General features: G+C 60.0%; 22 protein-coding genes. 10 read left to right on the forward strand and 12 right to left on the reverse strand.

All coding sequences use genetic code 11. The annotated features are described in order from the left end of the window. Position 1 precedes the first annotated feature (1 nt). Complete coding sequence (locus tag ACR3FB_RS09300; protein ID WP_425083202.1) at positions 2-526, reverse strand: component of SufBCD complex; 525 nt, start codon at positions 524-526, stop codon at positions 2-4. A 119-nt stretch (positions 527-645) separates the two neighbouring features. Here ACR3FB_RS09300 and hemB point away from each other — a divergent pair, with 119 nt between their 5' ends. The 4 genes from hemB (at position 646) to ACR3FB_RS09320 (ending at position 5,490) form a co-directional block, all read left to right on the forward strand. Then, a complete protein-coding gene (gene hemB, locus ACR3FB_RS09305; RefSeq protein WP_425082884.1) occupies positions 646-1,644 on the forward strand; it encodes a porphobilinogen synthase in 999 nt (332 codons plus the stop codon). Positions 1,645-1,787: 143 nt separating this feature from the next. After that, positions 1,788-2,360 carry a lipid-binding SYLF domain-containing protein gene (locus tag ACR3FB_RS09310; protein WP_170373852.1) on the forward strand — a complete coding sequence of 191 codons (573 nt, stop codon included), beginning with the start codon at positions 1,788-1,790 and terminating at the stop codon, positions 2,358-2,360. Between the two features lie 162 nt (positions 2,361-2,522). Further along, entirely contained in the window at positions 2,523-4,985 is a 2,463-nt protein-coding gene (locus ACR3FB_RS09315) for a penicillin acylase family protein (RefSeq protein ID WP_480564392.1), read from the forward strand. 109 nt (positions 4,986-5,094) lie between these two features. Further along, a complete protein-coding gene (locus ACR3FB_RS09320; protein ID WP_480564389.1) occupies positions 5,095-5,490 on the forward strand; it encodes an SgcJ/EcaC family oxidoreductase in 396 nt (131 codons plus the stop codon). Positions 5,491-5,493: 3 nt separating this feature from the next. Here the strand turns inward: ACR3FB_RS09320 and hflX are convergent, their stop codons facing one another. The 4 genes from hflX to trkA all read right to left on the reverse strand — a co-directional run bounded on the left by hflX (position 5,494) and on the right by trkA (position 10,049). Beyond that, a complete protein-coding gene (hflX, locus tag ACR3FB_RS09325) occupies positions 5,494-6,765 on the reverse strand; it encodes a GTPase HflX (RefSeq protein WP_480564386.1) in 1,272 nt (423 codons plus the stop codon). Beyond that, positions 6,765-7,004 (reverse strand): RNA chaperone Hfq, encoded by a 240-nt coding sequence (gene hfq, locus ACR3FB_RS09330; protein WP_005982826.1) that lies wholly within the window; start codon positions 7,002-7,004, stop codon positions 6,765-6,767. The genes hflX and hfq overlap by 1 nt, the downstream gene beginning before the upstream one ends. 130 nt (positions 7,005-7,134) lie before the next feature. Next, positions 7,135-8,673 (reverse strand): potassium transporter TrkG, encoded by a 1,539-nt coding sequence (locus ACR3FB_RS09335; protein WP_170458533.1) that lies wholly within the window; start codon positions 8,671-8,673, stop codon positions 7,135-7,137. Beyond that, positions 8,673-10,049 (reverse strand): Trk system potassium transporter TrkA, encoded by a 1,377-nt coding sequence (trkA, locus tag ACR3FB_RS09340; RefSeq protein ID WP_425082887.1) that lies wholly within the window; start codon positions 10,047-10,049, stop codon positions 8,673-8,675. The genes ACR3FB_RS09335 and trkA overlap by 1 nt, the downstream gene beginning before the upstream one ends. A gap of 96 nt (positions 10,050-10,145) precedes the next feature. Here trkA and ACR3FB_RS09345 point away from each other — a divergent pair, with 96 nt between their 5' ends. Then, positions 10,146-10,625 carry a hypothetical protein gene (locus tag ACR3FB_RS09345; protein WP_480564383.1) on the forward strand — a complete coding sequence of 160 codons (480 nt, stop codon included), beginning with the start codon at positions 10,146-10,148 and terminating at the stop codon, positions 10,623-10,625. Here ACR3FB_RS09345 and ACR3FB_RS09350 read toward each other — a convergent pair. The 7 genes from ACR3FB_RS09350 to dusB form a co-directional block, all read right to left on the reverse strand. Then, a complete protein-coding gene (locus tag ACR3FB_RS09350) occupies positions 10,613-11,773 on the reverse strand; it encodes an MFS transporter (RefSeq protein ID WP_480564380.1) in 1,161 nt (386 codons plus the stop codon). The two genes, ACR3FB_RS09345 and ACR3FB_RS09350, sit on opposite strands and share 13 nt — an antisense overlap. A 43-nt stretch (positions 11,774-11,816) precedes the next feature. After that, entirely contained in the window at positions 11,817-12,407 is a 591-nt protein-coding gene (locus ACR3FB_RS09355) for a helix-turn-helix domain-containing protein (RefSeq protein ID WP_480564377.1), read from the reverse strand. 18 nt (positions 12,408-12,425) lie between these two features. Further along, positions 12,426-13,835 carry a nitrogen assimilation response regulator NtrX gene (gene ntrX, locus ACR3FB_RS09360; protein ID WP_170373861.1) on the reverse strand — a complete coding sequence of 470 codons (1,410 nt, stop codon included), beginning with the start codon at positions 13,833-13,835 and terminating at the stop codon, positions 12,426-12,428. Continuing rightward, a complete protein-coding gene (locus tag ACR3FB_RS09365; protein ID WP_425082890.1) occupies positions 13,832-16,120 on the reverse strand; it encodes a sensor histidine kinase NtrY-like in 2,289 nt (762 codons plus the stop codon). Before ACR3FB_RS09365 ends, ntrX begins: the two co-directional genes overlap by 4 nt. 99 nt (positions 16,121-16,219) lie before the next feature. After that, positions 16,220-17,587, reverse strand: coding sequence for a response regulator (locus tag ACR3FB_RS09370; RefSeq protein WP_170373863.1), 1,368 nt, complete (start codon positions 17,585-17,587; stop codon positions 16,220-16,222). Next, complete coding sequence (locus ACR3FB_RS09375) at positions 17,587-18,675, reverse strand: two-component system sensor histidine kinase NtrB (protein ID WP_170373864.1); 1,089 nt, start codon at positions 18,673-18,675, stop codon at positions 17,587-17,589. The genes ACR3FB_RS09370 and ACR3FB_RS09375 overlap by 1 nt, the downstream gene beginning before the upstream one ends. After that, on the reverse strand, positions 18,672-19,655 hold the full coding sequence (gene dusB / locus ACR3FB_RS09380; RefSeq protein ID WP_480564374.1) for a tRNA dihydrouridine synthase DusB: 984 nt from the start codon (positions 19,653-19,655) through the stop codon (positions 18,672-18,674). The genes ACR3FB_RS09375 and dusB overlap by 4 nt, the downstream gene beginning before the upstream one ends. Before the next feature lie 182 nt (positions 19,656-19,837). Here dusB and ACR3FB_RS09385 point away from each other — a divergent pair, with 182 nt between their 5' ends. The 5 genes from ACR3FB_RS09385 (at position 19,838) to ACR3FB_RS09405 (ending at position 24,134) form a co-directional block, all read left to right on the forward strand. Continuing rightward, the gene (locus ACR3FB_RS09385; RefSeq protein ID WP_480564371.1) at positions 19,838-20,968 is read left to right on the forward strand and encodes a bifunctional 2-C-methyl-D-erythritol 4-phosphate cytidylyltransferase/2-C-methyl-D-erythritol 2,4-cyclodiphosphate synthase; all 1,131 of its coding nucleotides are present in this window, start codon (positions 19,838-19,840) and stop codon (positions 20,966-20,968) included. Beyond that, positions 20,965-21,462 carry a phosphatidylglycerophosphatase A family protein gene (locus tag ACR3FB_RS09390; RefSeq protein ID WP_209253716.1) on the forward strand — a complete coding sequence of 166 codons (498 nt, stop codon included), beginning with the start codon at positions 20,965-20,967 and terminating at the stop codon, positions 21,460-21,462. The genes ACR3FB_RS09385 and ACR3FB_RS09390 overlap by 4 nt, the downstream gene beginning before the upstream one ends. Next, positions 21,459-21,935 (forward strand): CinA family protein, encoded by a 477-nt coding sequence (locus ACR3FB_RS09395; RefSeq protein ID WP_480564368.1) that lies wholly within the window; start codon positions 21,459-21,461, stop codon positions 21,933-21,935. Before ACR3FB_RS09390 ends, ACR3FB_RS09395 begins: the two co-directional genes overlap by 4 nt. Before the next feature lie 198 nt (positions 21,936-22,133). Continuing rightward, the gene (locus ACR3FB_RS09400) at positions 22,134-23,315 is read left to right on the forward strand and encodes an ammonium transporter (protein ID WP_475215730.1); all 1,182 of its coding nucleotides are present in this window, start codon (positions 22,134-22,136) and stop codon (positions 23,313-23,315) included. Between the two features lie 141 nt (positions 23,316-23,456). Then, positions 23,457-24,134, forward strand: a complete 678-nt coding sequence (locus ACR3FB_RS09405; protein WP_170458556.1) for an orotate phosphoribosyltransferase — start codon at positions 23,457-23,459, stop codon at positions 24,132-24,134. Positions 24,135-24,366: the final 232 nt, after the last annotated feature.

Consider the following 24,366-nt stretch of genomic DNA (forward strand, 5'->3'; position numbering starts at 1 on the left):
GCTATCCCAGAACGCCGATTGAAAGGTTCTGATACATGCCCCACATCGAAGTGACCAGTATCGAGATCATGCCGATGATCTGTGTATAGAGGCGGCATCGTGACAGCGTCTTGGTAACGCGATCCAATGTCAGATCATGCCGCCGCAAACGGCGTGCTTGGACAATGTTGATGAAGGTCACGACGACCAAGGGAAACAACAGTAGGAACACGGCCTGTGCGAATTCAACCCAATAGTAAAAGCCCAGCGTCGCCAATGCGGTAAAGACAAAACAGGCCATTGCCAACATCACTATGCCGGACGCCTCGACATAGTAGAGAATGCGGTTTGTATTGATGCGCACGATGTCCAGCAGGTCGATCTCAAGCTGGCCTCCGACGCGGCGCGCACGGACCACCATGTCGTAAGGCACCCCCATCGTCCAGTGACTGGCCGAAGACCAAGTGACCGCCAGAACAATCCAGAACCACAGATTCGAAAAGCTGCGCATGTCGATGAGTTCGAAAATCGAAGAGTACCAGTCCAAACGCAGCCCTTTATTCACAATCCTCAGGGGGTTCTGTCGCGAAAGCGCGTCCATTGATACCCTTGAGCCCTTGGCGGATTCATGCCACCCAATGCGACAATGTTCAAGGAGGACGCGCCATGAAACCGACCATCGCCCCCTACCCTCAGACCCGTTTTCGCCGGGCGCGTCAGTCCGATGCGATCCGCGGGCTGGTGCGCGAGCATACACTGACCACCGACGATCTGATCTGGCCGGTTTTCGTACGCGATGGCGAAGGCATAGAAGATCCAGTGCCCTCGATGCCCGGCGTGAAGCGGCGGTCGGTCGATCTGATTGCCAAAGCAGCGGTCGAGGCGCAAGCCCTTGGAATCCCTGCGATCTGCATCTTTCCCTATACCGATGCAGCGCTCAAGACCGAGGATTGTGCCGAGGCCTGGAGTCCTGACAACCTCTCGAACTTCGCCATCCGCGCGATCAAGGCGGCGGCGCCGGATATCGCGGTCATGACTGATGTTGCGTTGGATCCGTACAACATCAACGGCCATGACGGCTATGTGGTGGATGGCGAGATCGTGAATGACCAGACCGTTGAGGCGCTGGTCAAGATGACCCTCGCTCAGGCCGAGGCCGGGGCCGATATCATAGGTCCCTCAGATATGATGGATGGCCGGATCGGCGCGATGCGCTCGGCGCTTGAGGCGGCGGGTCATCACAACGTGATGATCCTCAGCTATGCCGCGAAATATGCCAGCGCCTTCTACGGCCCGTTCCGCGATGCGGTTGGTGCCTCGGGCGCTCTGACCGGCGACAAGAAAACCTATCAGATGGACCCGGGAAATTCGAACGAGGCCCTGCGCCTGATCGAGCGTGATCTGACCGAAGGGGCCGATATGGTGATGATCAAGCCGGGCATGCCCTATCTGGATATCTGCCGCCGTGTGAAAGACACGTTTGGTGCGCCCACCTACGCCTATCAGGTCTCGGGCGAATACGCGATGATCCAGGCGGCGGCGCAGAACGGGTGGATCGATGGCGACAAGGTGATGCTGGAAAGTCTGCTGGCGTTCAAACGCGCGGGTTGCGACGGAATCCTGACCTATTTCGCGCCGCAGGTCGCACGGGTTCTCCAAGGTTAAAACCCCGCCACCTCGCGATTTTTCGCCGATTGTTACGCGGGCCGCGGCAGCTTTGTCGTGACATGCACGCTCAATCGGCGTATTCTTGCACATAAGATCGGGAACACCCGACATATCAGGCACAGTTACAGAGACAAAAAACCATGAGCAGTTCCACCCTTCCCCGACTGAACCGTCGCGGCTTCGCCTTGGGCATGGCAGGTCTGACCCTGACCGCAGCTTGCGGCAACGGCGTCGGCAACTCGAACGCGGCCACGCTTGACGCCCGTGTCGACGCAACACTGACCGAGATGTTTGCCCGCTACCCCAACACGGTCGAGATCGCTGAAAAAGCCAATGGCATGTTGGTCATGCCCCTGATCACAGAGGCCGGGTTCGTATTCGGCGGCGGCTATGGTCAAGGCGCGCTGCGCATCAATGGAGCCACGGTTGACTATTACTCGGCCGTTAAAGGCACAGCTGGTCTGCAGATCGGCGCCCAGCAATACGCCCACGTGCTGTTCTTCATGACCGAGGACGCACTGAACGATTTCCGCCGTTCCAGCGGTTGGACGGCTGGTGCCGATATCGGCTATGTGGTCAGCGATCAGGGTGACCAGTTGTCGACCGATACGACCACCCTGCTCAGCCCGGTCTTGGCGGCCATCTTCGGCCAGGCGGGCCTGCAGATCGGCGCGACCGTCGAAGGCATCAAATACACCCGCATCATCCCCTGATTTTGCACTACCACGCCCCTCTCTGAAAGACCTCGTCCCCTCTTGCGGCGAGGTCTTTTTCATTGTCAATTCTAGGCAGGTTTCCGCAGTGTTCCTCTTTCGGTCGGGGCGGCCTTGAAGTAACCTCTCGCCACGTGAAGAACGAATACAAGTAGGACGTCTATGGCTCTTGTCTTTCGCTGGTTGATACGCATCACCACGGGTCTTGTCCTGCTGGTTCTTGCCGCCATTGGACTGGTCTATTTTCTGGCCAGCCAATCGCTGCCCGAATACGATCAAACCCTTGAGGTTCAGGGCGTCACTGCCCCGGTCGAGATCATTCGCGACACGGCGAATGTGCCCCATATTCTTGGCGAAACCGACCCGGATGTGTTCTTTGGGTTGGGCTATGCACACGCGCAGGATCGTTTGTGGCAGATGACCGTCATGCGCCGCACCGCACAGGGCCGCCTGTCCGAGGTTTTTGGCGCGCGCACCGTTGCTATCGACAAACTGCTACGTCGGCTTGACCTCTATGGGTTGGCCCATCGCTCGGTCGAGGCGCAGGATGATTATACAAAGGCTGCGCTGCGCGCCTATTCTGCAGGGGTCAACGCCCGCCTCACACAAATCAACGAAGAGGCTTTAGGCCGCGGCGCGCCCGAGATGTTTCTGTTCAACGCCCCCGTCTCTCCCTGGCAACCCGGCGACAGCCTCGCCGTGATCAAACTGATGGGGTTGCAGCTGTCAGGCCACCTGAAAGATGAGGTTCTGCGCGCCAGAACCTCGCTGATGCTGGACGATCCCGCGCGGCTGGTCGACATCCTGCCGGATGTGCCCGGAGCCGGTATCGCCGCCCTGCCCGAATATGCCCAGCTGTTTCCCGGCCTGCCGCGCTATGCCGCTGGGACGCCGATGCCGGATACGCCGCTTTCGCCGTTCCCCAAACGTGGTTTGGCCGGAGCGTCAAACGCATGGGTTGCCGCGCCGTCCCGCTCGGCCGCCGGAGCGACTCTGTTGGCCAACGACCCGCATCTTGGGTTCACCGCGCCCGGCGTGTGGTACCTCGCGCATCTGGACCTCGCAAAGGGCGGCGTGATCGGTGCAACGATCCCTGGTATTCCCGCCGTGATGAGCGGCCGCAGCGACCGTCTGGGCTGGGGCCTTACCTCCTCCTATCTGGACGATCAGGACCTGCATATCGAGCAGCTCAACCCTGTCAATCCCGAGGAATACCTGACCCCCGACGGGTTCAAGGAATTCCAAAGCCGCCCTTCGATCATCGAGATCAAGGACGAAGCCCCCATCACCCTGACCCTGCGCTGGACGGAAAACGGCCCGGTTCTGCCCGGTAGCCACTATGATCTGGAGACGATCACGCCACCCGGACATGTCGCGTCATTGTCCTGGACCGCACTCAGCCCGAATGACACGTCGATGAGCGCTTCCATGGCCCTAATGAACGCCGATACCGTAGACGAAGCCATTGACGTCGCAGAGAAATTCATCGCGCCGTCGCAGAATCTGTCTCTGGTCGACACCGAAACGATTGGCATGAAACTGATCGGAGCAATCCCTAAGCGCGACCGCCTCAACCAAAGCAAGGGACGCATTCCAACCCCCGGCTGGATAGCGGAAAACCGGTGGCAAGGCCGGATGCCCTATGCCACCAACCCCGAGTTCACCTCGCCCGCCGGTGGTTTGCTAGGCAATACCAACAACAAGATTATCGACCGTCCATTTCCCAACCATGTCTCGTTCGAGTGGGGTGACACGCAGCGCGTTCACCGCTGGGAACGGCTGATGCAATCACGCGAGGTCCATACCCGCGACAGCTTTATCGAAGCGCAACTTGACACTGTCAGCTTCACCGCGCGCTCGCTTCTACCGCTGATTGGAGCTGATCTGTGGTTCACCGGTGCCTCGGCCCCCGAAGGCACGCCCGAACGTCAGCGCCAGATCGCCCTGTCGCTGCTGGCGGAATGGAATGGCGAAATGAACGAACATCTGCCGGAGCCTTTGATCTATGCCGCGTGGCTACGCGCTTTGCAGATCCGCCTGATCGGGGATGAACTCGGCCCGCTCGCCAGTGAGTTCAAACATGTCGAACCTCTGTTCATCGAACGGGTTTACCGCGACATTGATGGCGCGTCTGTCTGGTGTGACGTGCGCCAAAGCGCCCCGGTCGAAACCTGCTCGGACATGGCAGAACTGGCGTTGGACGACGCGCTGATCTGGATCGCCGAGACCTATGGCACCACGCTGGAATCTCTGCGCTGGGGCGATGCCCATCAGGCGACCCATGATCACCCGGTCCTCGGGAACGTTCCGGTCCTGCGTTACTTCGTCAACATTCGCCAATCGACCAGCGGAGGCGACAACACGCTGCTGCGCGGGCGGACCTCAGGTGAAGGACCTGACCCATTCCTGAACGTGCATGGTGCTGGCTATCGCGGTGTCTATGATTTCGCCGATCCCGACAGTTCCGTCTTTATCACCGCAACCGGCCAGTCCGGGCATTTCCTGTCTCGCTACTATGACGATCAGGCACAGCTATGGCGGCGTGGAGAATATATCCCGATGTCCCTCGACATTGATCTGGCGCGGGCCGCCGCGGTGGGTGTCACCACCCTCACCCCGCAATAATCCGCCCATTCGGCGACTCCTCGCCCCGAATTCCGAGGTGTCGTGGCAAGCGTTCCCATTTTGACCTAGGATCACCGACCAGGTGATGTGGGATCCGTGGGGGACGATCATGGCAAGCATTCGGGACATCCTGAACAATCTAGCGCGCGATTACGCCATCGCCTGGAGCTCCGGTGACGCAGAGGATGTCGCACGTTTTTTCGCGCCCGATGGGCAGATCATCATCAACCGAGGCGAACCACATAAAGGCCGGGACGCCATCGTAGAAATGGTGCGTGGTTTTCACGCTGAATTTTCCAACCTCGAAGTGCGATGCGATATGTTTCGCTGGGCTGGATCACACGCGATCTTCGTGAAAACGATGGAAGGGCATCATTCCGAAACAGGTAATCAGGTGGTGGTTCGTGGATGGGAAGAGTGGGAGCTGACACCCGAATACACGGTCAAATCCTCTGTGGGCTGGTTCGATATGGAGGATTTTCACAGGCAGATCGCCGGTAGCTAGCCTTCAAAGCCCTGCAAACTGCGCTGCCTGTTTGTCGGTCCAAAGTACCGTAATCTCAAACCCGTTTTCCGTCTGCTCTTCGGATCGAACGACATCCTGTCGGAACAGCCACGCGCGCTTGTTCCCTTCGGCGAAGCTCAGCGAGAGAGTGGTTTCACGCCTGACCCCCTGCAGTTTTGTGGCGATATTAGCCAACAGAGGCGCGATCCCATCCCCGGTCACGGCTGAGATCGCAAAGATCAAAGGATCCCGGTCAGCACGCGCCAAAACCGCCTCACGCTCATCGACGTCCAGCAGATCAGTCTTGTTCCAAACCTCCAGCATGGGCCGCTCATCATCGACACCCAGTGAAGTGAGAATGGCCTGAACGTCATCGGCCTGTGCTTGAGACTCGTCATGACTGATGTCGCGCACATGCACGATCAGGTCCGCGCCCAGAACTTCCTCAAGCGTTGCCCGAAACGCAGCGACCAGCTCAGTCGGCAGGTTCGAGATGAAACCCACCGTGTCTGACAGGATCACCTCGGGGCCGTCTGGAAGAACAACGCGGCGCATGGTTGGGTCCAGCGTGGCGAACAGCATGTCCTTGGCCATCACCTCGGCCCCGGTCAGGCGGTTGAACAGGGTGGATTTGCCCGCGTTGGTATAGCCCACCAGGGCAACAATCGGATACGGCACCTTGGCCCGTGCAGCCCGATGCAGCGTGCGGGTCTTGACCACCTTTTGCAACTGCCGACGCAAACGTACCAATTGCTCATCAATAGCGCGGCGGTCGGCCTCGATCTGAGTCTCGCCCGGGCCGCCAACAAAGCCCAACCCACCTCGCTGGCGTTCCAAGTGGGTCCAAGCCCGGACAAGTCGCGTGCGCTGATAGCTGAGCGCCGCCATCTCGACCTGCAAAACACCTTCACGTGTACGCGCGCGGTCGCTGAAAATCTCAAGGATCAAACCGGTCCGGTCGAGGATCTTGACCTTCCATGCTTTTTCTAGATTGCGCTGTTGAACCGGTGTCACGGGGCCATCGATCAGAACCAGCTCGACTTCGCTATCGTGCAACCTTTCGGCCAGTTCATCGATCTTGCCGCTGCCGAACAGAAGCCCCGGTTGGGCGCGCGGCAGGCGTACGATCTCGGACCCGATCACATCCAGATCGGGCAATGCGGCAGCCAGTGCCACCGCCTCTTCCAGCGCGGGTCCGGGGACGCGGCGCTGTTCATCTGATTTGATTTCAGGATGCAGCACCCAAGCCCGGGTGCGCTTCCTTTCATGTTCCATCAAGAGGCGTCTTCGCCCTCATACAGGTTGATCGGCTGCGATGGCATGATGGTTGAAATCGCGTGTTTGTAGACCAACTGCGACTGTCCGTCGCGGCGCAACAATACGCAGAAATTGTCAAACCAAGTGATCACACCCTGCAATTTCACGCCATTGATCAGGAAAATCGTGACCGGGACTTTTGCTTTCCGTACATTGTTCAGGAACGCGTCCTGCAGATTCTGTCTGTCCGAAGCCATATTTTATTAACTCGCCATTGTTCTTGCTACGCGCTGCGGACCAACGCGCTCCCTCTGGCAGAGTATGGAGTGACGCGCACAGATATTCCAGACGAAAAATCAGGCAGTAACGCTGGGCACGCGCAGTGGTTCAATCCCGCCACAGGGTCGGCGTGATCAGCGCGATGATCGCCAGTGTCTCAAGCCGACCGATCACCATCGCCGCGCAGAGCGTCAGTTTGGCCCCGCCCGACAGGTCAACCAGGCGGATAGGGACATCCGTCGCAAGCTCGATCAACGGTCCGGTTGTGCTGAGAGCAGCGACACTCAGCACCATGGCCTGCTCAAACCCCGACCCCATCAGGGCCAGTAGGAGGTTAAACAGGGCAAGGGTCAGCGCGAACATCATCAGGAATATCCACGCGATGAAAGCTCCGTCGCTTTGAATGCGGCGGTTGCCGCCGCCGGTACCACTGACCGAGGATGGGTGGATCAGCCGGTCAATCTCGCGCGCGCCGTTAAGGTAAAGCGCAAAGACCCGCAGCAATTTGACCCCACCTGCCGTTGTCGCGACACCGCCACCAACCAGCGCAAGCCCCATCAGAACCAACCCTGGAGTCCCCAGACCCGAAAGCTGCTGGGCATCGTTCCAATTCGCACTCTCGAACCCAGCTGTGGTCAGGAACGCAAGGCCGGTGAACAGCATTCCCCAGATCACGTGTAGGGCTTGCAAGGGCTGCAGCTGGCCTCCAATTTCATTGACCCCTGCCCAAACGCGGAAGAACAGAAGCACCGCGACCGCCAGAACGATGAACAGCCCGATCCGGAACTCGGGGTCCTTGTCCAGCCGGGCAAAGCCGCTGGCGGCCGTGTCGGTTGAAAAGGTCAAGCGCGACAGGGCGAAAAGTAGGAAGAGAAACAGGATCATCTCTCCCGTGATGCCCGCCTGCGCGCCCTCCAGCCCACCAACAGGAGAGATGCCCGAGGTCGCCATCACCGACATCGCATGGCAAATCGCGGTCAGGCCCTGCTCTCCGGCGATCAGCAATAGGATGCAGACCACGGCGGTCAGGCCCGCGTAAATCGGCGTCAGAGTGCGGGTTACGCGCAGCAGGCGGCCACGAGGATCGACCTGCTCGCTCTGGGCCACACCCGAGACCGGCCGACCGGGTTGACCACGCGCCGTGACCTCGAACCCGCCCAGTGACAGCGGCGCCAAGATCGCGGCGGCAGCAATCCACATCAGCAAACCGCCCATCCAACCCACCAACGCGCGCCACAGATGCAAGGGCGCGCTGAGGCGGTTGGGGTCGGGGAACAAATCGGCTCCGGTCGTGGTCAGGGCGCTGACCATGTCGAAATAGGCGTTCAAAAAGGTAGTATTGCCAAGCGCGTCATGGAACGGGATGGCCAGAAAGATCGGCAGAATGGTGAAACAGCCCAGCAGCACAGCCAATTGCCCAAGCGTCCCCCGCCGCGGCACCCGGTTCGAGGCCGCCAGCGCTATCGCGGACACCAGAAACAACCCAAGCAGCCCGGAATAGAGGAAAGACCGCGAGGTATCGTGATCATCCAGCGCCAGCGCATAACCCGCCGGCACCCACATCGATAGCGCCGAAATCCCCCAGATCAGCAGAAACAGCGGCAAGCGCCGCAATACCCCGATCCGAGCTGTGACCACACGCGCCATCAGAAGAAATCAATCGAGACCTGCAGCAGCCGTTCGACCTCGGGGACGTCCTTGGCCATAGCAAAGATCGACAGCACGTCCTTTTCGTCAATCCGCAGACTGCCCGTTGGGCGCAACAGTTCGTTGCCTTTGAGAACCGCGCCAACCAAAACACCCTCAGGGAAGTCGATGTCGCGCAGTTTCTGCCCGGCCATGGGCGAGGTCGAAAGCACCTCGGCCTCAATCACTTCGGCTTCGGCGTCGCCGATGGAGTAAACCTGCCGCACCCGCCCATGCCGGATATGGCGCAGGATCGAGCTGACGGTGGTCGCTCTCGGGTTGATATAAGCATCGATCCCCAGAGGCCCCATCAAAGCCACCATGCTGGGATCGTTGATCAGCGCAATCGCCAGCGCACAGCCTTCGGCCTTGGCGCGCACGGCTGCCAGCATGTTGGTGCGGTCATCATCTGTGACGGCAAGCATCGCGTCGGCACGGTCGATGCCTGCCTCGTTCAGCAAAGCCGAATCCAGCCCGTCGCCATGCAGGACGATGGTCCGCTCCAGCGCTTCGGCGGCTTTTTCGGCGCATTCCCGGTCTCGTTCAATTATCTTGGCCCGCACGCGGCTTTCGCGTTCTTCCAGTGTTCGCGCAACCTCAAGGCCGACATTGCCGCCGCCAACGATCACCACACGGTCCTGCCGCTTTTGCGCTTTGCCGAACACCTCCATCGTTCGGTCGACATCCTTCACGCTGGTGAAGACATAACATTCATCGCCCACAAACAGCTGATCTTCGGATTCAGGTGCAAACAGGCTGCCCTCGCGCCGGACCCCGACCACGATGGAGCTGAGGGTCGAGAACAAGTCGGTCAATTGCCGCAGAGGCGTGTTCACGATCGGGCAATCCTCGTCGATCCGAATGCCCAACAGCTGGGCCTTGCCATTCATGAACATCTCGGTGTCAAAGGCGGACGGGGCTGACAGGCGACGCATGGCGGCGGCCGCGACCTCACGCTCGGGGCTGATCACCACATCAATCGGCAGGTGGTCGCGGCGATAGAGGTCTGAGTGGATCGCCTGAAGGTAGGATTGAGATCGCAAACGCGCGATCTTGCGCTGGATGGCGAAAACCGAATGGGCCATCTGGCAGGTGACCATATTCACCTCGTCCGAATGGGTTGCGGCGATGATCATGTCGGCATCGCGCGCCCCTGCCCGTTCCAGCACATCCGGATAGCTGGCAAAGCCCGCGATCCCCTGCACGTCCAGTGTTTCCGTCGCGCGGCGCACAAGATCAGGGTTGTTGTCCACCACCGTGACGTCGTTCAGCTCGCCCGATAGATGCCGTGCGATCTGCCAGCCAACCTGACCCGCACCGCAAATGATGACCTTCATGTTTCTGGCCCTTCTGCCTGAAATCTTTGAATGACAGATGGTCCTGAGAGGGTCAATTGAATTGTCATACCCGACCTTTTCGGGCAGAATAAGCATATGAAAACACTCGTTCACCTGCTTGTTCCAGTGATGCTGCTGACCGCCTGCGGCCCGCTTTCCATATACTATCGCGAGGGAGAAAGCGTCTCGAAGATGCAGGAACAAACCGCTCAGTGTAAGGTTCAGGCGCTTGAACAGGCACCGGTTGCCAACCAGGTCCGTCAGGGGCCGCCGACCTATTGGCCAGGCCGCACCTATTGCGACGGGAGCGGACGGTGCTATCGCAGTGGCGGTTGGTGGGAGCCTGGGCGCATATACACGGTCGACGTCAACCAACCGCTACGCAACACGGTTGAAGCACAGTGCATGGCGCAGAAAGGGTTTCGCCCTGTCAGCCTGCCGCCCTGCAAATCCGGCGTGAAATCCCGGGTTCCGGCGACCCGCACAACGACCCTGCCTCCGCTGAATACTGAATCCTGCTTCGTCAAATTCGATGACGGGTCTTTTCAGATCATCACGCCCGGTCAGGCCGGCTGACGGAGCGTTCGTTTTCGCGCCAGTGCGACATGCGCAAGGATCGCAGCCGCGTAGATCCCGATCACTGTGATCAACATGCCAGCCTCACCTGTACGCCCAAGGACAGCCAACAGAACAGGCGTACCCAACAGGTTCCCCGCATTGCCCATCTGCGCCATGGCGCCGTAGCTGAGGGCCTGCGTCTCGGGCGTTTGGTTCAGGATCGGCACGGCGGCAAAGCTACCCCCTTGCACCAAGCCCAGCACCGCAAACAGACATATACAAACAAGTTCGAGCGGCGCGCCAAGAAACACCCCTGCGATAGCCATCATGCCAAGCGCAAACCCCAGGTTAACGACCGCAACGCAGGACGTGCGAGACAACAAGATCGGGACCGCGAGCCAGCTCAGAACAATGCCCGCCAAAGGCATGAGGCCCGCGACCGTCGCCGCCAGCCCCTCGGGCAGCCGACCGGGTAGGATGGCCAGCAACGAGACGAAGGTTAAGGTGTAGAAGAACCACCCTATGGCCGGGGCCGACACAAATGGCGATCGGTAGGTGCGCAAATGCACGTCAAAGAGTTCGCTCCAACGCCAAGGGGCAGCACCCTGAGATGGTTGAACGTTTAATCCGCAAAGCAGGATCAGACCAGCGATGGCGATCATCAGGCCGCCGTGCAGAACGAAGAAAAAGGGCAGCCCGAAATGCTCGACAACCGGCAGACCGATCCAGGCGTTCAACGCAAAGGCCACACCGAAGAATGTGCTCCACAGCACCATCGAGATATCGCGCGCCTTGCCGCTGGTGATCTGAGCGATCAACGTGGGTGCTGCGACAACGATGGCGAGATGTGAGACCCCCTCGACAAACCGGGTGGCCAGCATGGTGTTAAATCCGGGAAGGCTCGCCTGAAAGATCGACAGCGCGCCGCCCAGACACAATCCGCCAATCAACAGTTTCAACGCCCCGACGCGCCCCACGACGGCACCGGACAATGCCCCCAAAACAGCGCCCAGCAAGCTGATGATCGACAAAAGCCACCCCATGCTCTCGGCATGGCTGGGATAGAGCAGCACAAGTTCGGGAAACGGCACGGCAATCTTGGCAAATTGCGTGGCCGCGCCCAGACCGGCCAACCAGAGAAGAAGAACCTGAAATGCTAATATCATGCGGCGCTTTTACAGCGCCTGCTCAGCCCACGGAACGCATAAATTATGCGCCTGCTTTCGTCCCGCTGACCAGACGAACCGGCGTGCCGTCAGACAGGTAGAGACGTTCCCATAAGATTTCTCCGGCACTGATCCGAATACGGTCGTGAATCGCCTCGGAGGTTTGGAATGCCTTAGGCGCGGGGGTGTGCTTATCCCACCACCCCTCGGCCTCCAACTCGGCCTCGGCCTCCTGGATTTCTTCGGTCGCAAACTGCCAGAGCGACACGCCCAAAAGCGCGTTCTGGCTGGTGTTCCAGTCCCTTGCCCGACTGGCGGAATAGGCAAGGCATTTATGGCTCGCCTCTTCGACCAAGTGAAGGCAATCGGAGGAATTCATCACCAAGCGCCGCAACGCACTGTCATCGGATCGCTTTGGACCTAGCGCGGCAAAGACCGCTTGTTGCGTGTCCGGAGGCGGCGTTTGCCCGCCTCTCTCCCAACGTGAGATGGTGGCCTGATCCACCTCCAGCAGCTCGGCCAGATAGGCCTGCTTGTACCCGACGGATCGGCGCAACCGTTTCAGGCGCTTGCCGAAGCCCGGATAGCCCCGGGTCTCAAGCCTCTTGCTCTTGGTTGGCGCGCCAATACTCATCGTGGCCCTCCCGGCAGATTACTCTGCCGGTTCCGGCTCATCAATTTGTGCAACGCGCGCGCCCGATTTGTTCGAGGTCACAACACCCAGCGATTTCAGCTTGCGGTGCAGCGCGCTGCGCTCCATCCCGACAAAGCTGGCCGTGCGGCTGATATTGCCACCAAACCGGTTGATCTGGGTCAGCAGATATTCCCGCTCAAACGCTTCACGCGCCTCGCGCAGTGGCAGAGTGGCCAGCGCACCGGACAGGACCACACGACCCGAATCCTCGGCCTTGTCCTCATCGCTCGGCAGCTCACGCGCCTCAATCGGGCCTGTGCCATCGCCGAGGATCAGAACACGCTCGATCAGGTTCTTCAACTGCCGGACGTTGCCGGGCCAGGTCATGGTCTGGAGCAGCGCAACCGCTTCCTCGGACAGTTCCCGAACCGGCAAGCCCTGCGTTTCATTGCACATTTCAATGAAATGCTGTGCCAGAACCGGAATATCCTCACGACGGTCCTCCAGCGAAGGGACGTCAATCGGGACAACGTTCAGACGGTGATAAAGTTCCTCCCGGAACCGCTCGGCCACAATCTCATCATCGAGGTTCTTATTGGTCGAGGAAATCACGCGCAGATCGACCCGCACCTTGTCCGAGCCGCCAACGCGCTGGAATTGCTGATCGACCAGAACCCGAAGGATCTTGGATTGAGTACCCAAGGGCATATCAGCCACTTCGTCAAAATAGATCACACCTCCGTGGGCCTCTTCCAGCAGGCCCGGCTCCACACCGCGTTCGCTGCTTTCGCGTCCGAACAGAACCTCTTCGACCCGCTCTGGCTCGATTCCGGCGCAATTGACCGTCACGAAGGGCGCATTGGCCCGGTTGGAATGCGCGTGGATATAGCGCGCCGCGATTTCCTTGCCCGACCCGGCCGGTCCGCTCAGCATCACGCGGCCGTTCGACTTGGTGACCTTGTCCAACTGGCCCTGCATCGCCCGGAACGAGGCCGATTTGCCGATCATATCCGAGCAGCTGACCTCTTTGCGTTTCAGCGATGCATTCTCGCGACGCAAGCGCGAAGTCTCCATCGCGCGGCGGATCACGACCATCAACTGGTCGATGTTGAAGGGCTTTTCGATAAAGTCGTACGCACCCTGTTTGATTGCGGCGACGGCGATCTCGATATTGCCGTGACCCGAAATGATCACAACCGGCACATCCGGGTTGTCACGTTTCACCGCCTTCAGAATATCAATCCCGTCCATGCGGCTGTCTTTCAGCCAGATATCCAGTATCAAAAGCCCCGGCGGCTCGGAATTAATCGACGACATGCACTCATCCGAGTTCGCCGCCAGTCGGGTTGAATAGCCTTCGTCCTCCAGAATGTCGGACACCAGTTCGCGAATATCGCGTTCGTCATCTACGATCAGAATGTCGCTCATCTTTGGCCTGCTTTCATTATGTTGGTTTTAATCGCCTGCTTCTGTGGCGCTGAATTGGGTGGGAGGTTCGCCCCCGGTAAACGGATCACGGCCATTGCGCCGAAATGGTCCTGTCCGTCAAAGGTGGGCGCGTCTTCTAGCGTCAGCGCTCCGCCGTGTTCTTCGATGATTTTCTTGACGATGGGCAGGCCCAGCCCGGTCCCTTCGTCGCGTGTGGTCACATAGGGCTCAAACAACCGCGCACGGTCTTCCGGCAGCCCGATCCCGTTGTCCGCAATGGTGATGATCGTCCCAGCATCGTCGCTGGAGACCGCCACCTTGATCTGTGGCTTCAGGTTTTCAGGAGCGCCTTTTTCCTTCAAGGTTTCAATGGCTTCCCCGGCATTCTTGATCAAGTTGGTGAACGCCTGATTCAGCATGGTCGCGTCCACATCCACCGGGATCGGTTGGTCCGGAAGATCCGCATCAATCTGCACCTCGGGTTGACCAGCCTGTTGCAGCAGCACCGCCTCGCGCACCAGCGCAACAATATCTTCCTCGCGCCGTTCCGGCTCGGGCATGCGCGCGAATTTCGAGAACTCATCCACGATCCGGCGCAAGTCATTGGTTTGACGCACGATCACGTCGGTCATGGAGACGAGGATATCGCAATCCTCTTCATCCAGCTTGCGCGAGAATTTCCGCTTGATCCGCTCAGCACTCAGCTGAATCGGGGTCAGAGGGTTCTTGATCTCATGGGCAATCCGCCGGGCCACATCCCCCCACGCGGCCATACGCTGCGCGCTGACCAGATCTGTGACGTCATCAAAGGCCACAACATAGCCCTCAAGCCCGCCATCTTCGCCCCGCCGCGTGGCCATCCGCACCAGCAGGTTCTCCAACTGGCCTTTGCGGGTGACCTTGATCTCACCTTGCACCGCCTCTTGCCCGCTGCTTTTCAGGCTTTCGAACAGAGGCAGGAATTCAGGCACGGCGATGCCAATGGCCAGATGCTCTTCGCCCCGGGACCAATCCAGCAGCCGCTCGGCAGAGCGGTTGACGAAGGTCACGCACCCTTCCGGGTCAACCCCCACCACGCCCGAGGTTACCGAACTCAGCACCGAGTCGAACAGGCGGCGGCGGCTTTCGATCTGCTGAGTATTCTCAAGCAGCGTGTCCCGCTGGCCTTTCAACTGCCGTGTCATCTGGTTGAAGTACCGACCCAGCATGGCGATTTCGTCATCGCTGGCCTCTTCGATCACCTGCACGCTCAGGTCGCCCGCGCCGACCCTCTGCGCCGCTGTGGTCAGGCGCCCCACCGGCCGCGAGAGGCGTTCTGCGAACCACATCCCAAGCGACATCGCCGCAAGTATCAGGATTAGCGCAAAGCCAAGATAAAGCAGACCGAACTCGAACAGCACCCTCCCACGTTCGCTTTCAAGCTGTTGATAGAACTGCGCTGTTTCCTTGGTGTCATCCAGCAGGGTCAGCAACTGGCCGTCGACCTCACGACTAACGTAGAGGTACCGGTCCAGATACGCTTGCAAGGGCACCAACGCGCGGAATTCGTTGTTCTGCCAGTCCGCGATGATCAGAAGGCCGCTTTCGGTGGCATCCGCCATCTGCTCAGGGGTCGGTGCTTCGTAGTTGAACAGGTAAGAGCGATCGCCACGCGACCGGATTTCACCTTCGCCGTCAATCACATAGGCCTCACGCAGGCCACGCTGGATCTGAGCCTGCCCTTGCGCCAGAACCTCGCGCAGCTCGGCGTCCGAAATGTAAAAATCGCGCGCGCGTGCATTGTCGAGGAAAAGCGCCAGAACGGCGGCGTCTTGTGTCAGGCCCTGCCGGTGCTCAAGCTCATAAGCCTCGGCCGCGGTGAGGGACGATCCCACAACCTGCCGAACCCGGTCCGAGAACCAGCCTTCAAGGCCGATATTCACCGTCAGCCCGGCAAAGATCGCGACCGTCACCGTCGGCACCAGTGCCAGCAGTGTAAACGCGCCAATCAAACGCAAATGCAGGCGCGATCCCGCTGATTTGGCCCTCCGCGCCGCGATCAGACTGCCCAACTGGCTCATCACCAGAGCCGCAACGACCAGCACGTAAACGAGGTCGGCCAGCAGAATCAGGCGCAACGTCGGGGCAGTTGCACCCAGATCGAAAGGACCAATGACAAGATATGTCGCAAGCGCCAAGACCGGCCCCAGAAGAACCAGCCCGAAGGTGCTGTAATTGCGCAGTTTCCGGGATCTGCGCCACCGGTTAACCGATGGGAGAATCCCGCTCTGTGCCCGGGTTGCCACCGTCTGCCCTCATCCTGATGTGCTGCTTTCGCAGCGAACCGCCATATCTCGTGGTCTGTTCCCGGGCGATACCCGAATGCCACGCTTTGTGTGGCGATATTACATCAGTTTGCGACGGCGTGTCACCTGAATATCGAGGTCCGTGATCTTTTTCCGCAGCGTATTTCGGTTAATCCCAAGTAAATCCGCGCATTTTGCCTGGTTTCCGCCGGTGGCCTCCAGTGCGATTTCGATCAACGGCGCCTCAACTTCCCGCAAAATGCGCTGATACAGGCCCGGAGGTGGCAGCATATTGCCGTGCAGATCGAAATAACGGCGCAGATGGCGTTCAACCGAGGTTGCCAGCTTCTCACGCTCTCCTCCGCCCAGAACGGGCTCGGCTTCGGGTTGGCTGCCCAGAACCATCTCAACCTCGGCCTTAGATATCTCGTCGGATCGGCTGGTCAGGCTGAGCCTGCGGATCGCGTTCTCCAACTGCCGCACATTGCCCGGCCAGGAATAGCGCCGGACCAGCTCAACCGCATCAGCGCTGAGCCAGCGTTTGGACCCAAGGTCCTTTTCCTCACGGGCCAGAAAATGCTCGGCCAACAAGGTGATATCATCCACCCGCTCACGCAGAGCCGGGACATGGATGGTTGCGCCGCAGAGGCGGTAGTAGAGGTCCTGACGGATACGCCCGCCCTCCATCCCGGCAGTCAGATCCGATTGGCTGGTCGCCATGAAGCGGGGCACGTGGTCGCCTGGCGTATCCATCATCCGCACGATCCGCGCCTGAATCTCGTCATCGATATCGGCGATCTCATCAATCAGCAGCGTCCCGCCACGCACCCGCGCCATAACGCGTGCGGGGCCTTCGAGGTCGCGCAGATCAGCCGCCGTTGCCGTCACAAACGGTAAGGTTCGACGGTCCGAAAAATCGTGAATAGCCCGCGCAATCAGTGACTTACCGGTCCCACTTTCACCAGAAATCATGACCGAGAGATCGGTGTTCATCACGCGCGCCACCAGACGATAAAGCGACTGCATCACCGGCGTGCGCCCTACCAAAGGCAATTCATCCGGGCGCTCATTCTCTTGGGGTTCAGGGTCGCTCTGCAAGCGTTGCTTCTGCTCCAAGGCACGCGCCGTCCGCTTCATCAGATCCGGCAGGTCAAACGGCTTGGGCAGGTAATCGTAGGCATCCGCCTCGGCCGCCTGGATCGCGGTCATGATCGTGTTCTGAGCCGAGATCACGATCACCGGTAAGCCCGGCCGGTCCTCGGCGATCTTTGGCAGCATTTCCAAACCGTTGCCGTCCGGCATGACCACGTCCGAGATCACCACGTCCCCTTTGCCTTCGCCAACCCAGCGCATTAGCGTGGTCAGCGAGGATGTGGCATGCACCTTACATCCGGCGCGCGTCAGAGCCTGTGTCAGAACGGTGCGGATCGTGCGGTCGTCATCCGCGACCAGAACGGTGCCATCCATCAGATACTCTCCTCTTTCGATTTTTTATTTTCAGCCGGCGCACGGCGTAGCGACAGTTTGAAAACGGTCCGCCCAGGAACAGAATCGACGGAAATCCAGCCGTCATGGTCCGAGATGATCTTGCTGACCAAGGCCAGCCCCAGCCCTGTCCCGTTTTCCTTGCCCGAGACAAAGGGGTCAAAGATGTCACTGCGGATTTTCTCCGGCAGGCCCGGTCCATCGTCGATGATCTCGATCTGCAGCGGCAGCGAATGTCCCGATCCATCGCTGCGGCGCAGGCGGAAGGAATGTTCGAAATAGGTCCGCAGACGGATTGTGCCGCCCTGCGGACCCGCCGCCTCGGAGGCGTTTTTCAACAGGTTCAGAACGACTTGCAGAAGTTGATCCGGGTCTCCAAAGGCCAGCGGCAGCGAGGGGTCATAGTCTTCGACAATGGCCATATCCGCGCCAAAACCCAACAAGGCCGAACGGCGGGCGCGGTCAAGAACATCATGGATGTTGACCGGCTTGAAATCCGGTTGCTGCAGGTTTCCGAACTGCTCGACCTGCTCCAGCAACTTCACGATCCGGCGGCTTTCGGCAACGATAAGATCAGTGAGTTCCAAGTCTTGCGGCGCGATATTCATGCTTAGCAATTGCGCGGCGCCGGTGATCCCCGCCAATGGGTTCTTGATCTCATGCGCCAGCATTTCTGCCATTCCGATGGCGGACTGCGCCGCGGATTTGACCGTATTGCCCCGCGTCATGCGCCCCGCCAATTCGCGCGGGGATATGATCATGATCATCGATCCAGGATGCCCAACCAGCGGCGCAATCTGCAAGGCGCATTGCAGCGGTGCGCGGTTGCCCGACCCCGCATCCACATCGTTAACGAACAGGGGTGTTCCCTGAGCACGCGCGCGGTCAAAGGCTTCCTCTAGTGGGGCATCAACGGCGATCTGATCCCAGACGGGGTGGCCGATCACCGACTTGCGCGAGGCGTTCAGGAACCCCTCGCCCGAGGAATTAACATCCGCAATCCGGTCGTCTTGGTCGATAATGAAGGCTGGAACGGGTAGCGAGTTCCAGATGCTCTGATCCGAGGTCATGCTGCCACCCCCTGTTGACACTCCAGCGCATCACCCAACAGGCGCAGCACCTCATCCGTATCGCGCGAGGTCAGAACCGCGCGACGCAGAGGCGCGGGCGTTCCGGCCTCATCCATGTACCAGCCAAGATGTTTGCGGGCGACGCGGAGGCCAAGGTCGGTACTGTAGAAGCCCAACATCGCCTGATAATGCGCGTGCACCATGTCGATCAGATCCGCGCTTTCGGGGATCTCCGGCGCGTCGGTGCCATAGACCTCATGGCAAATCTGCGCCAGAAGCCATGGCTTGCCCTGCGCCCCTCGGCCAACCATGACGCCATCCGCGCCCGATTGCTTCAACGCTGTGCGGGCCGCATGCGTATCCACGATGTCCCCATTGGCGATGACGGGGATCGAGACCGCCTCTTTCACTGCTCGGATCGCCTGCCAATCGGCACGGCCTTTGTAAAACTGACAGCGTGTCCGTCCGTGGATCGTGACCATCTGAATGCCTGCCTCCTCGGCCCGGCGCGCTACGTCTGGGGCATTTAGAAGTGCGTCGTCCCATCCAAGCCGCGTTTTCAGCGTCACGGGGACATCGACGGCCTCAACCACAGCTTCGATCAAACTCAGGGCGTGGTCTGGTGTCTTCAGCAGGGCCGAGCCAGAATATCCGTTGGTCACTTTCTTGGCCGGACAGCCCATGTTGATGTCGATCATCCGCGCGCCGCGATCTGCCACCTGGCGCGCAGCTTCGGCCATCCAATGCGCCTCGCGCCCGGCCAGTTGAACGGCTGTGTTCTCCACATCGGCCGACAGCTCGGCCCGCTCGCGCACGCCAGGTTTGGCCTGCACCATTTCCTGACTGGCGACCATTTCACTGACCACCATGCCCGCGCCAAAACGCATAACCAGATCGCGGAACGGGCGATCCGTGATTCCAGCCATCGGGGCCAATAACACAGGCGAAGATACGGTTTTGTCGGCGAGGTGCAGCGTCAACGTGCTTAATCCTTGGGCAATTGCGGATTAGATATCGAATTCGAAGCATATGAACAACAAAACGACGGCCATCAAGCCTGCAAAATCATCACATGCCTATTTTTTAATCACATTACCATGGGTGATTGCCTCTGCATTCACCGCCCCCTAAACAATGCGCAGCATTCCGGAGAAACCCGACCATGACCACAGCCGCCATAATCGTTGCCGCAGGGCGCGGATTGCGCGCCGGAGGCGGCACGCCCAAGCAATGGCGCGCGCTGGCTGGTCGCCGTGTGGCGGATTGGACGATCGACCGTTTTCGCGGTCTCGTCGACCACATTGTTTTGGTCTTGTCGGACGAAGACGCCCCGGCCTGGGAGGAGTTTCGCGACACCGAACTGATACTGTGCGCAGGTGGTGCGGGTCGGGCAAGCTCGGTTCGTAACGGACTGCAAGCATTGGCAAATCATCAAGTGACCCGTGTGCTGATCCATGACGTGGCACGGCCCTGTGTCTCGGAACATCTCATTCAGAATGTCCTGAGCGCACTGGATACCCACCAGGCCGCAGCCCCCGGGTTACCCGTTACGGATGCACTTTGGATCGGGCATGATGGCTCGGTTTCTGGCACGCAGGACCGCAGCAACCTGTTTGCGGCGCAGACGCCTCAGGGGTTTGACTACGATGCCATCGTCAAGGCGCATGCCACACATCCCGGAGGCGCTGCGGATGATGTTGAGGTCGCACGGGCCGCAGGTCTTGAGGTTTGCATTGTTCCGGGCGATGCGGACAATCTGAAAATCACCCGCCCTGAGGATTTCGCCCGGGCGGAACGGATAATGGGAACGAATATGGATGTGAGGCTGGGCAACGGCTATGACGTGCATCGTTTTGGCGATGGCGATCACGTGATCCTCTGCGGCGTGAAAGTCCCGCATGAGCGCGGGCTGCAAGGGCATTCCGACGCGGATGTCGGTATGCACGCAATCACCGACGCGATTTACGGCGCGCTGGCGCAAGGGGATATCGGCCAGCACTTCCCGCCCTCGGACCCGCAATGGAAAGGCGCCGCAAGCGAGATCTTCCTGCGCCATGCGGTCGAGCTGGCTGAGACGATGGGCTACCGCATCTCGAACGTCGATTGCACGCTGGTCTGCGAATACCCTAAGATCGGCCCTCATACCCCGGAAATGAAAGAAGAAATTTCTAAAATCATGGGATTGCGCGCCGATCAGGTCTCGGTCAAGGCCACCACGTCCGAGCGTCTGGGCTTTACTGGCCGCAGCGAAGGCATCGCGTCGCTCGCCACTGCCTGTCTGGTGAAAGCATGAGTATCGCGCGTCTGATCGGAACCGTTTGCGGCGTTGGATATCTGCGCCCTGCCCCCGGCACATGGGGATCGCTTGCGGCCCTGCCTCTGGTCTGGGTCCTGCACGTTTTGGGCGGCTTCCCCTTGCTCGTCCTCGCGACGCTCGTGGTGTTCATCGCAGGGCTGTGGGCCACAAAGGTGATGACCGCCGGGCAAGAGGATCACGACCCGTCCGAGATCGTCGTCGACGAGGTCGCGGGCCAGTTCATCGCGCTCTGGGCCATTTCCTACCCAAGCTGGGCACATGGGATCGAGATCACCGCGCTCTGGCCCGGTTGGGTCGCGGGTTTCCTGCTGTTCCGGCTGTTCGACATCACCAAGCCCGGCCCGGTCGGCTGGGCCGATCGCAAAGGCGACGCGATGGGCGTGATGCTGGACGATGTGATCGCCGGGGTCTTTGCCGCCATCGGCGTGATGGTTCTGGCCGGGATCGCACATGGAGTGTTGGGCCTATGACCGTAACCGAGCTGCTGGACCAAGCCAAAGCGCAAGGCATCATGATTGCAACCGCAGAAAGTTGCACGGGCGGCTTGGTGGCTGCTGCTTTGACCGACATCCCCGGCAGCTCGGCCGTGGTGGACCGGGGGTTCGTCACCTACACCAACGAGGCCAAGCAGCAGATGCTTGGTGTGCGCGGCGAGACGCTGGACGCCTATGGCGCGGTCTCAGAGCAGGTCGCACTAGAAATGGCCGAAGGCGCTCTCCGCCAGTCGCGCGCGCAGCTGGCCGTGTCGATCACTGGCATCGCAGGCCCCGGAGGGGCAGAATTCAAACCCGAAGGCCGCGTGTGCTTTGGCCTTGCCGCCACAGGGCAACCAACGCGCATGGAAACCGTCGAATTCGGCGCTCTGGGCCGCGACAAGGTCCGTCAGGCCGCACGGGAGCATGCGCTGGAATTGCTTTATTCCGGCCTTTCGCAAATCGCTTAAATTTACAGCAAAGATGTCGCCATGACGCAAATTTAAGCGCCAGTTGACAAAAAGCCACCTAAATAGGCGTCTTTTTTCACCTCTGCCTCTTTTTTCCCCGATCTAGCTCAGCTTCAACCCGCCGCACACCACTCACGAGGTGTCGGCCGTGGCGGTTTGCCCGGCGGACGCCCAAACGGCAAAAAAGGAGACCGGCCCATGAACGGAGCCGATACAGCCTGGATCATTGTGGCAACCGCACTGGTCCTGTTCATGACACTGCCGGGCCTTGCCCTGTTCTATGGCGGGCTTGTACGTGCCCGAAATGTCCTCAGCGTGTTCATGCACTGCTTCTCGATTGCCTGTTTAATGAGCATCCTTTGGCTGGTCGCGGGCTATTCCATCGCCTTCGGACCCGGTGAAAGCGGTTTGTGGGGTGGCTTGGGCAAAGCGTTTCTGAATGGAGTTGATGCCGACAGCCTGGCGGGCACCCTGCCCGAAATCCTGTTCTTTGCCTTTCAGATGACCTTCGCGATCATCACCCCCGCCCTGATCATCGGCGCCTATGTCGAGCGGGTCGGCTTTGGCTTTGTCCTCACCTTCTCGGGCCTGTGGATGCTGCTGTGCTACGCGCCGGTGGTCCATTGGATCTGGGGCGGTGGGATGCTGTCCGATGGCGGCATTCTGGGTGAGATCGGTGTGCGCGACTTTGCTGGCGGCATTGTTGTTCACGAGACCGCGGGTCTGGCCGCGCTGATCATCGCCGTGATCCTCGGCCCACGCCGCAACCGCACGACGCCTCCGCACAATCCGGGTTTTGTCATGATCGGCGCCGCGATGTTGTGGGTCGGCTGGTTCGGCTTCAACGGCGGCTCGCAACTGGCCGCCGACGGAGGCGCCGCGATGGCCATGACCGTCACACATCTGTCCGCCGCAACTGCATCTCTGACCTGGGCGCTGTGGGAGAAGATCCGCTTTGGCAAAGCGTCGATGGTGGGTCTAGTCACCGGCACCATCGCGGGTCTGGCCTCGATCACTCCGGCCTCGGGCTTTGTGGGTCCGGTGCAGGCACTGATCATCGGGGCCGTTGCAGGTGTTCTGTGTCAGGAGGCCGTCTTTGTCATCCGCAACAAGCTGAACATCGACGACACACTGGACGTTTTTGCCGTGCACGGTGTCGGGGGCATCTTTGGCACCCTGATGATTGCGCTGTTCGGTCTGGGAACATGGACAGCACAGCTTGGAGGCCTTGTGATCGTGGGTGCCTTCACGGCAGTTGTCACCTTTGTGTTGATTAAGGTGGTTGCAGCCATCACCCCGCTTCGCGTAGACGCCGAGACCGAGACAAACGGCCTCGACCTGTCGGTACACGGCGAGCGCGCCTATGACATGAGCAGCTAAGCCCACCTTGGTTGCCCATTGCCCGCAAGGGCAAAAGCGGACCTGTCGCGGGTCCGCTTTTTCTTTGTTCGGCCCTCTCGACTCCGGGCCGATGGACAGGCTATCAGCCCGCAACACTCTTTCAGCCCCGAGGTTTGCGCCATGATCCCCAGTTCATTTCCCGACAGCTCTGAAATCGCCCGCCTGACCGCGCGGATGCTGCTGGAGATCAAGGCCGTTCACTTCAACTCGCGTGAGCCGTTCACGCTGGCCTCGGGCCTGCCCAGCCCGACCTACATCGACTGCCGCAAGCTGATCTCATACCCACGCATCCGCTCAACCCTGATGGATTTCCTGACCGTCACCGTGATGCGCGAGGCGGGGTTCGAGGCGTTTGACAATATCGCGGGCGGTGAAACGGCGGGCATCCCCTTTGCCGCCATGGTCGCGGAGCGGATGGCCTTGCCCATGACCTATGTGCGCAAGAAGCCCAAAGGCTACGGCCGCAACGCCCGCATCGAAGGCGCGATGAGCGAAGGGGAACGCGTGTTGCTGGTCGAGGATCTGACCACCGATGGCGGCTCCAAGCTGTCCTTCGTCGACGCGATCCGAGAAACGGGCGCGACCTGCGGCCATACCGCGGTGATCTTCTACTACGGCATCTTCCCCGAGACCGAGAAGACCCTCGGCGATCACGGCGTGAAGCTGCATTCGCTGTGCACTTGGTGGGACGTTCTGGCCGAGGCCAAGGCACAAAAGGCCTTTGACGAAGAGACCCTTAGCGGTGTCGAAGCCTTCCTGAACGACCCGCGCGGGTGGCAGGACGCGAATAAATCGTAAAATTCGGCCTGTGGGTAAGCTGGGGATATTTGATTTTCGAATCGATCCAAAGCGCGCCTATCTAGTCGAATTTCGCGCCCATCACACCAAATGTTGCGATAGCTTTCGTCCCGTGCAAAACTGGACGGAAGTTATCCCCATTCAGATGGGCAGTTATCCCGAAGCCGGGGGCGGTTATACCAACTTACCCCCATTCATTTGCAGATAGCTTGAACCGGGGCTTGGCGTGTAG

The sequence above is a fragment of the Ruegeria sp. AO1 genome, assembly GCF_056535985.1.

Excerpts from the sequence above, each read along its gene's own strand:
- ACR3FB_RS09315 (WP_480564392.1), top strand. The coding sequence starts at position 2,523 with ATGGCTCTTGTCTTTCGCTGGTTGATACGCATCACCACGGGTCTTGTC.
- ACR3FB_RS09355 (WP_480564377.1), bottom strand. The coding sequence starts at position 12,407 with ATGAGTATTGGCGCGCCAACCAAGAGCAAGAGGCTTGAGACCCGGGGC.
- ACR3FB_RS09395 (WP_480564368.1), top strand. The coding sequence starts at position 21,459 with ATGACCGTAACCGAGCTGCTGGACCAAGCCAAAGCGCAAGGCATCATG.
- hemB (WP_425082884.1), top strand. The coding sequence starts at position 646 with ATGAAACCGACCATCGCCCCCTACCCTCAGACCCGTTTTCGCCGGGCG.
- ACR3FB_RS09405 (WP_170458556.1), top strand. The coding sequence starts at position 23,457 with ATGATCCCCAGTTCATTTCCCGACAGCTCTGAAATCGCCCGCCTGACC.
- ACR3FB_RS09400 (WP_475215730.1), top strand. The coding sequence starts at position 22,134 with ATGAACGGAGCCGATACAGCCTGGATCATTGTGGCAACCGCACTGGTC.
- hflX (WP_480564386.1), bottom strand. The coding sequence starts at position 6,765 with ATGGAACATGAAAGGAAGCGCACCCGGGCTTGGGTGCTGCATCCTGAA.
- ntrX (WP_170373861.1), bottom strand. The coding sequence starts at position 13,835 with ATGAGCGACATTCTGATCGTAGATGACGAACGCGATATTCGCGAACTG.
- ACR3FB_RS09310 (WP_170373852.1), top strand. The coding sequence starts at position 1,788 with ATGAGCAGTTCCACCCTTCCCCGACTGAACCGTCGCGGCTTCGCCTTG.
- ACR3FB_RS09370 (WP_170373863.1), bottom strand. The coding sequence starts at position 17,587 with ATGGATGGCACCGTTCTGGTCGCGGATGACGACCGCACGATCCGCACC.
- ACR3FB_RS09350 (WP_480564380.1), bottom strand. The coding sequence starts at position 11,773 with ATGATATTAGCATTTCAGGTTCTTCTTCTCTGGTTGGCCGGTCTGGGC.
- ACR3FB_RS09375 (WP_170373864.1), bottom strand. The coding sequence starts at position 18,675 with ATGACCTCGGATCAGAGCATCTGGAACTCGCTACCCGTTCCAGCCTTC.
- ACR3FB_RS09390 (WP_209253716.1), top strand. The coding sequence starts at position 20,965 with ATGAGTATCGCGCGTCTGATCGGAACCGTTTGCGGCGTTGGATATCTG.
- ACR3FB_RS09345 (WP_480564383.1), top strand. The coding sequence starts at position 10,146 with ATGAAAACACTCGTTCACCTGCTTGTTCCAGTGATGCTGCTGACCGCC.
- ACR3FB_RS09385 (WP_480564371.1), top strand. The coding sequence starts at position 19,838 with ATGACCACAGCCGCCATAATCGTTGCCGCAGGGCGCGGATTGCGCGCC.
- trkA (WP_425082887.1), bottom strand. The coding sequence starts at position 10,049 with ATGAAGGTCATCATTTGCGGTGCGGGTCAGGTTGGCTGGCAGATCGCA.
- hfq (WP_005982826.1), bottom strand. The coding sequence starts at position 7,004 with ATGGCTTCGGACAGACAGAATCTGCAGGACGCGTTCCTGAACAATGTA.
- ACR3FB_RS09320 (WP_480564389.1), top strand. The coding sequence starts at position 5,095 with ATGGCAAGCATTCGGGACATCCTGAACAATCTAGCGCGCGATTACGCC.
- ACR3FB_RS09335 (WP_170458533.1), bottom strand. The coding sequence starts at position 8,673 with ATGGCGCGTGTGGTCACAGCTCGGATCGGGGTATTGCGGCGCTTGCCG.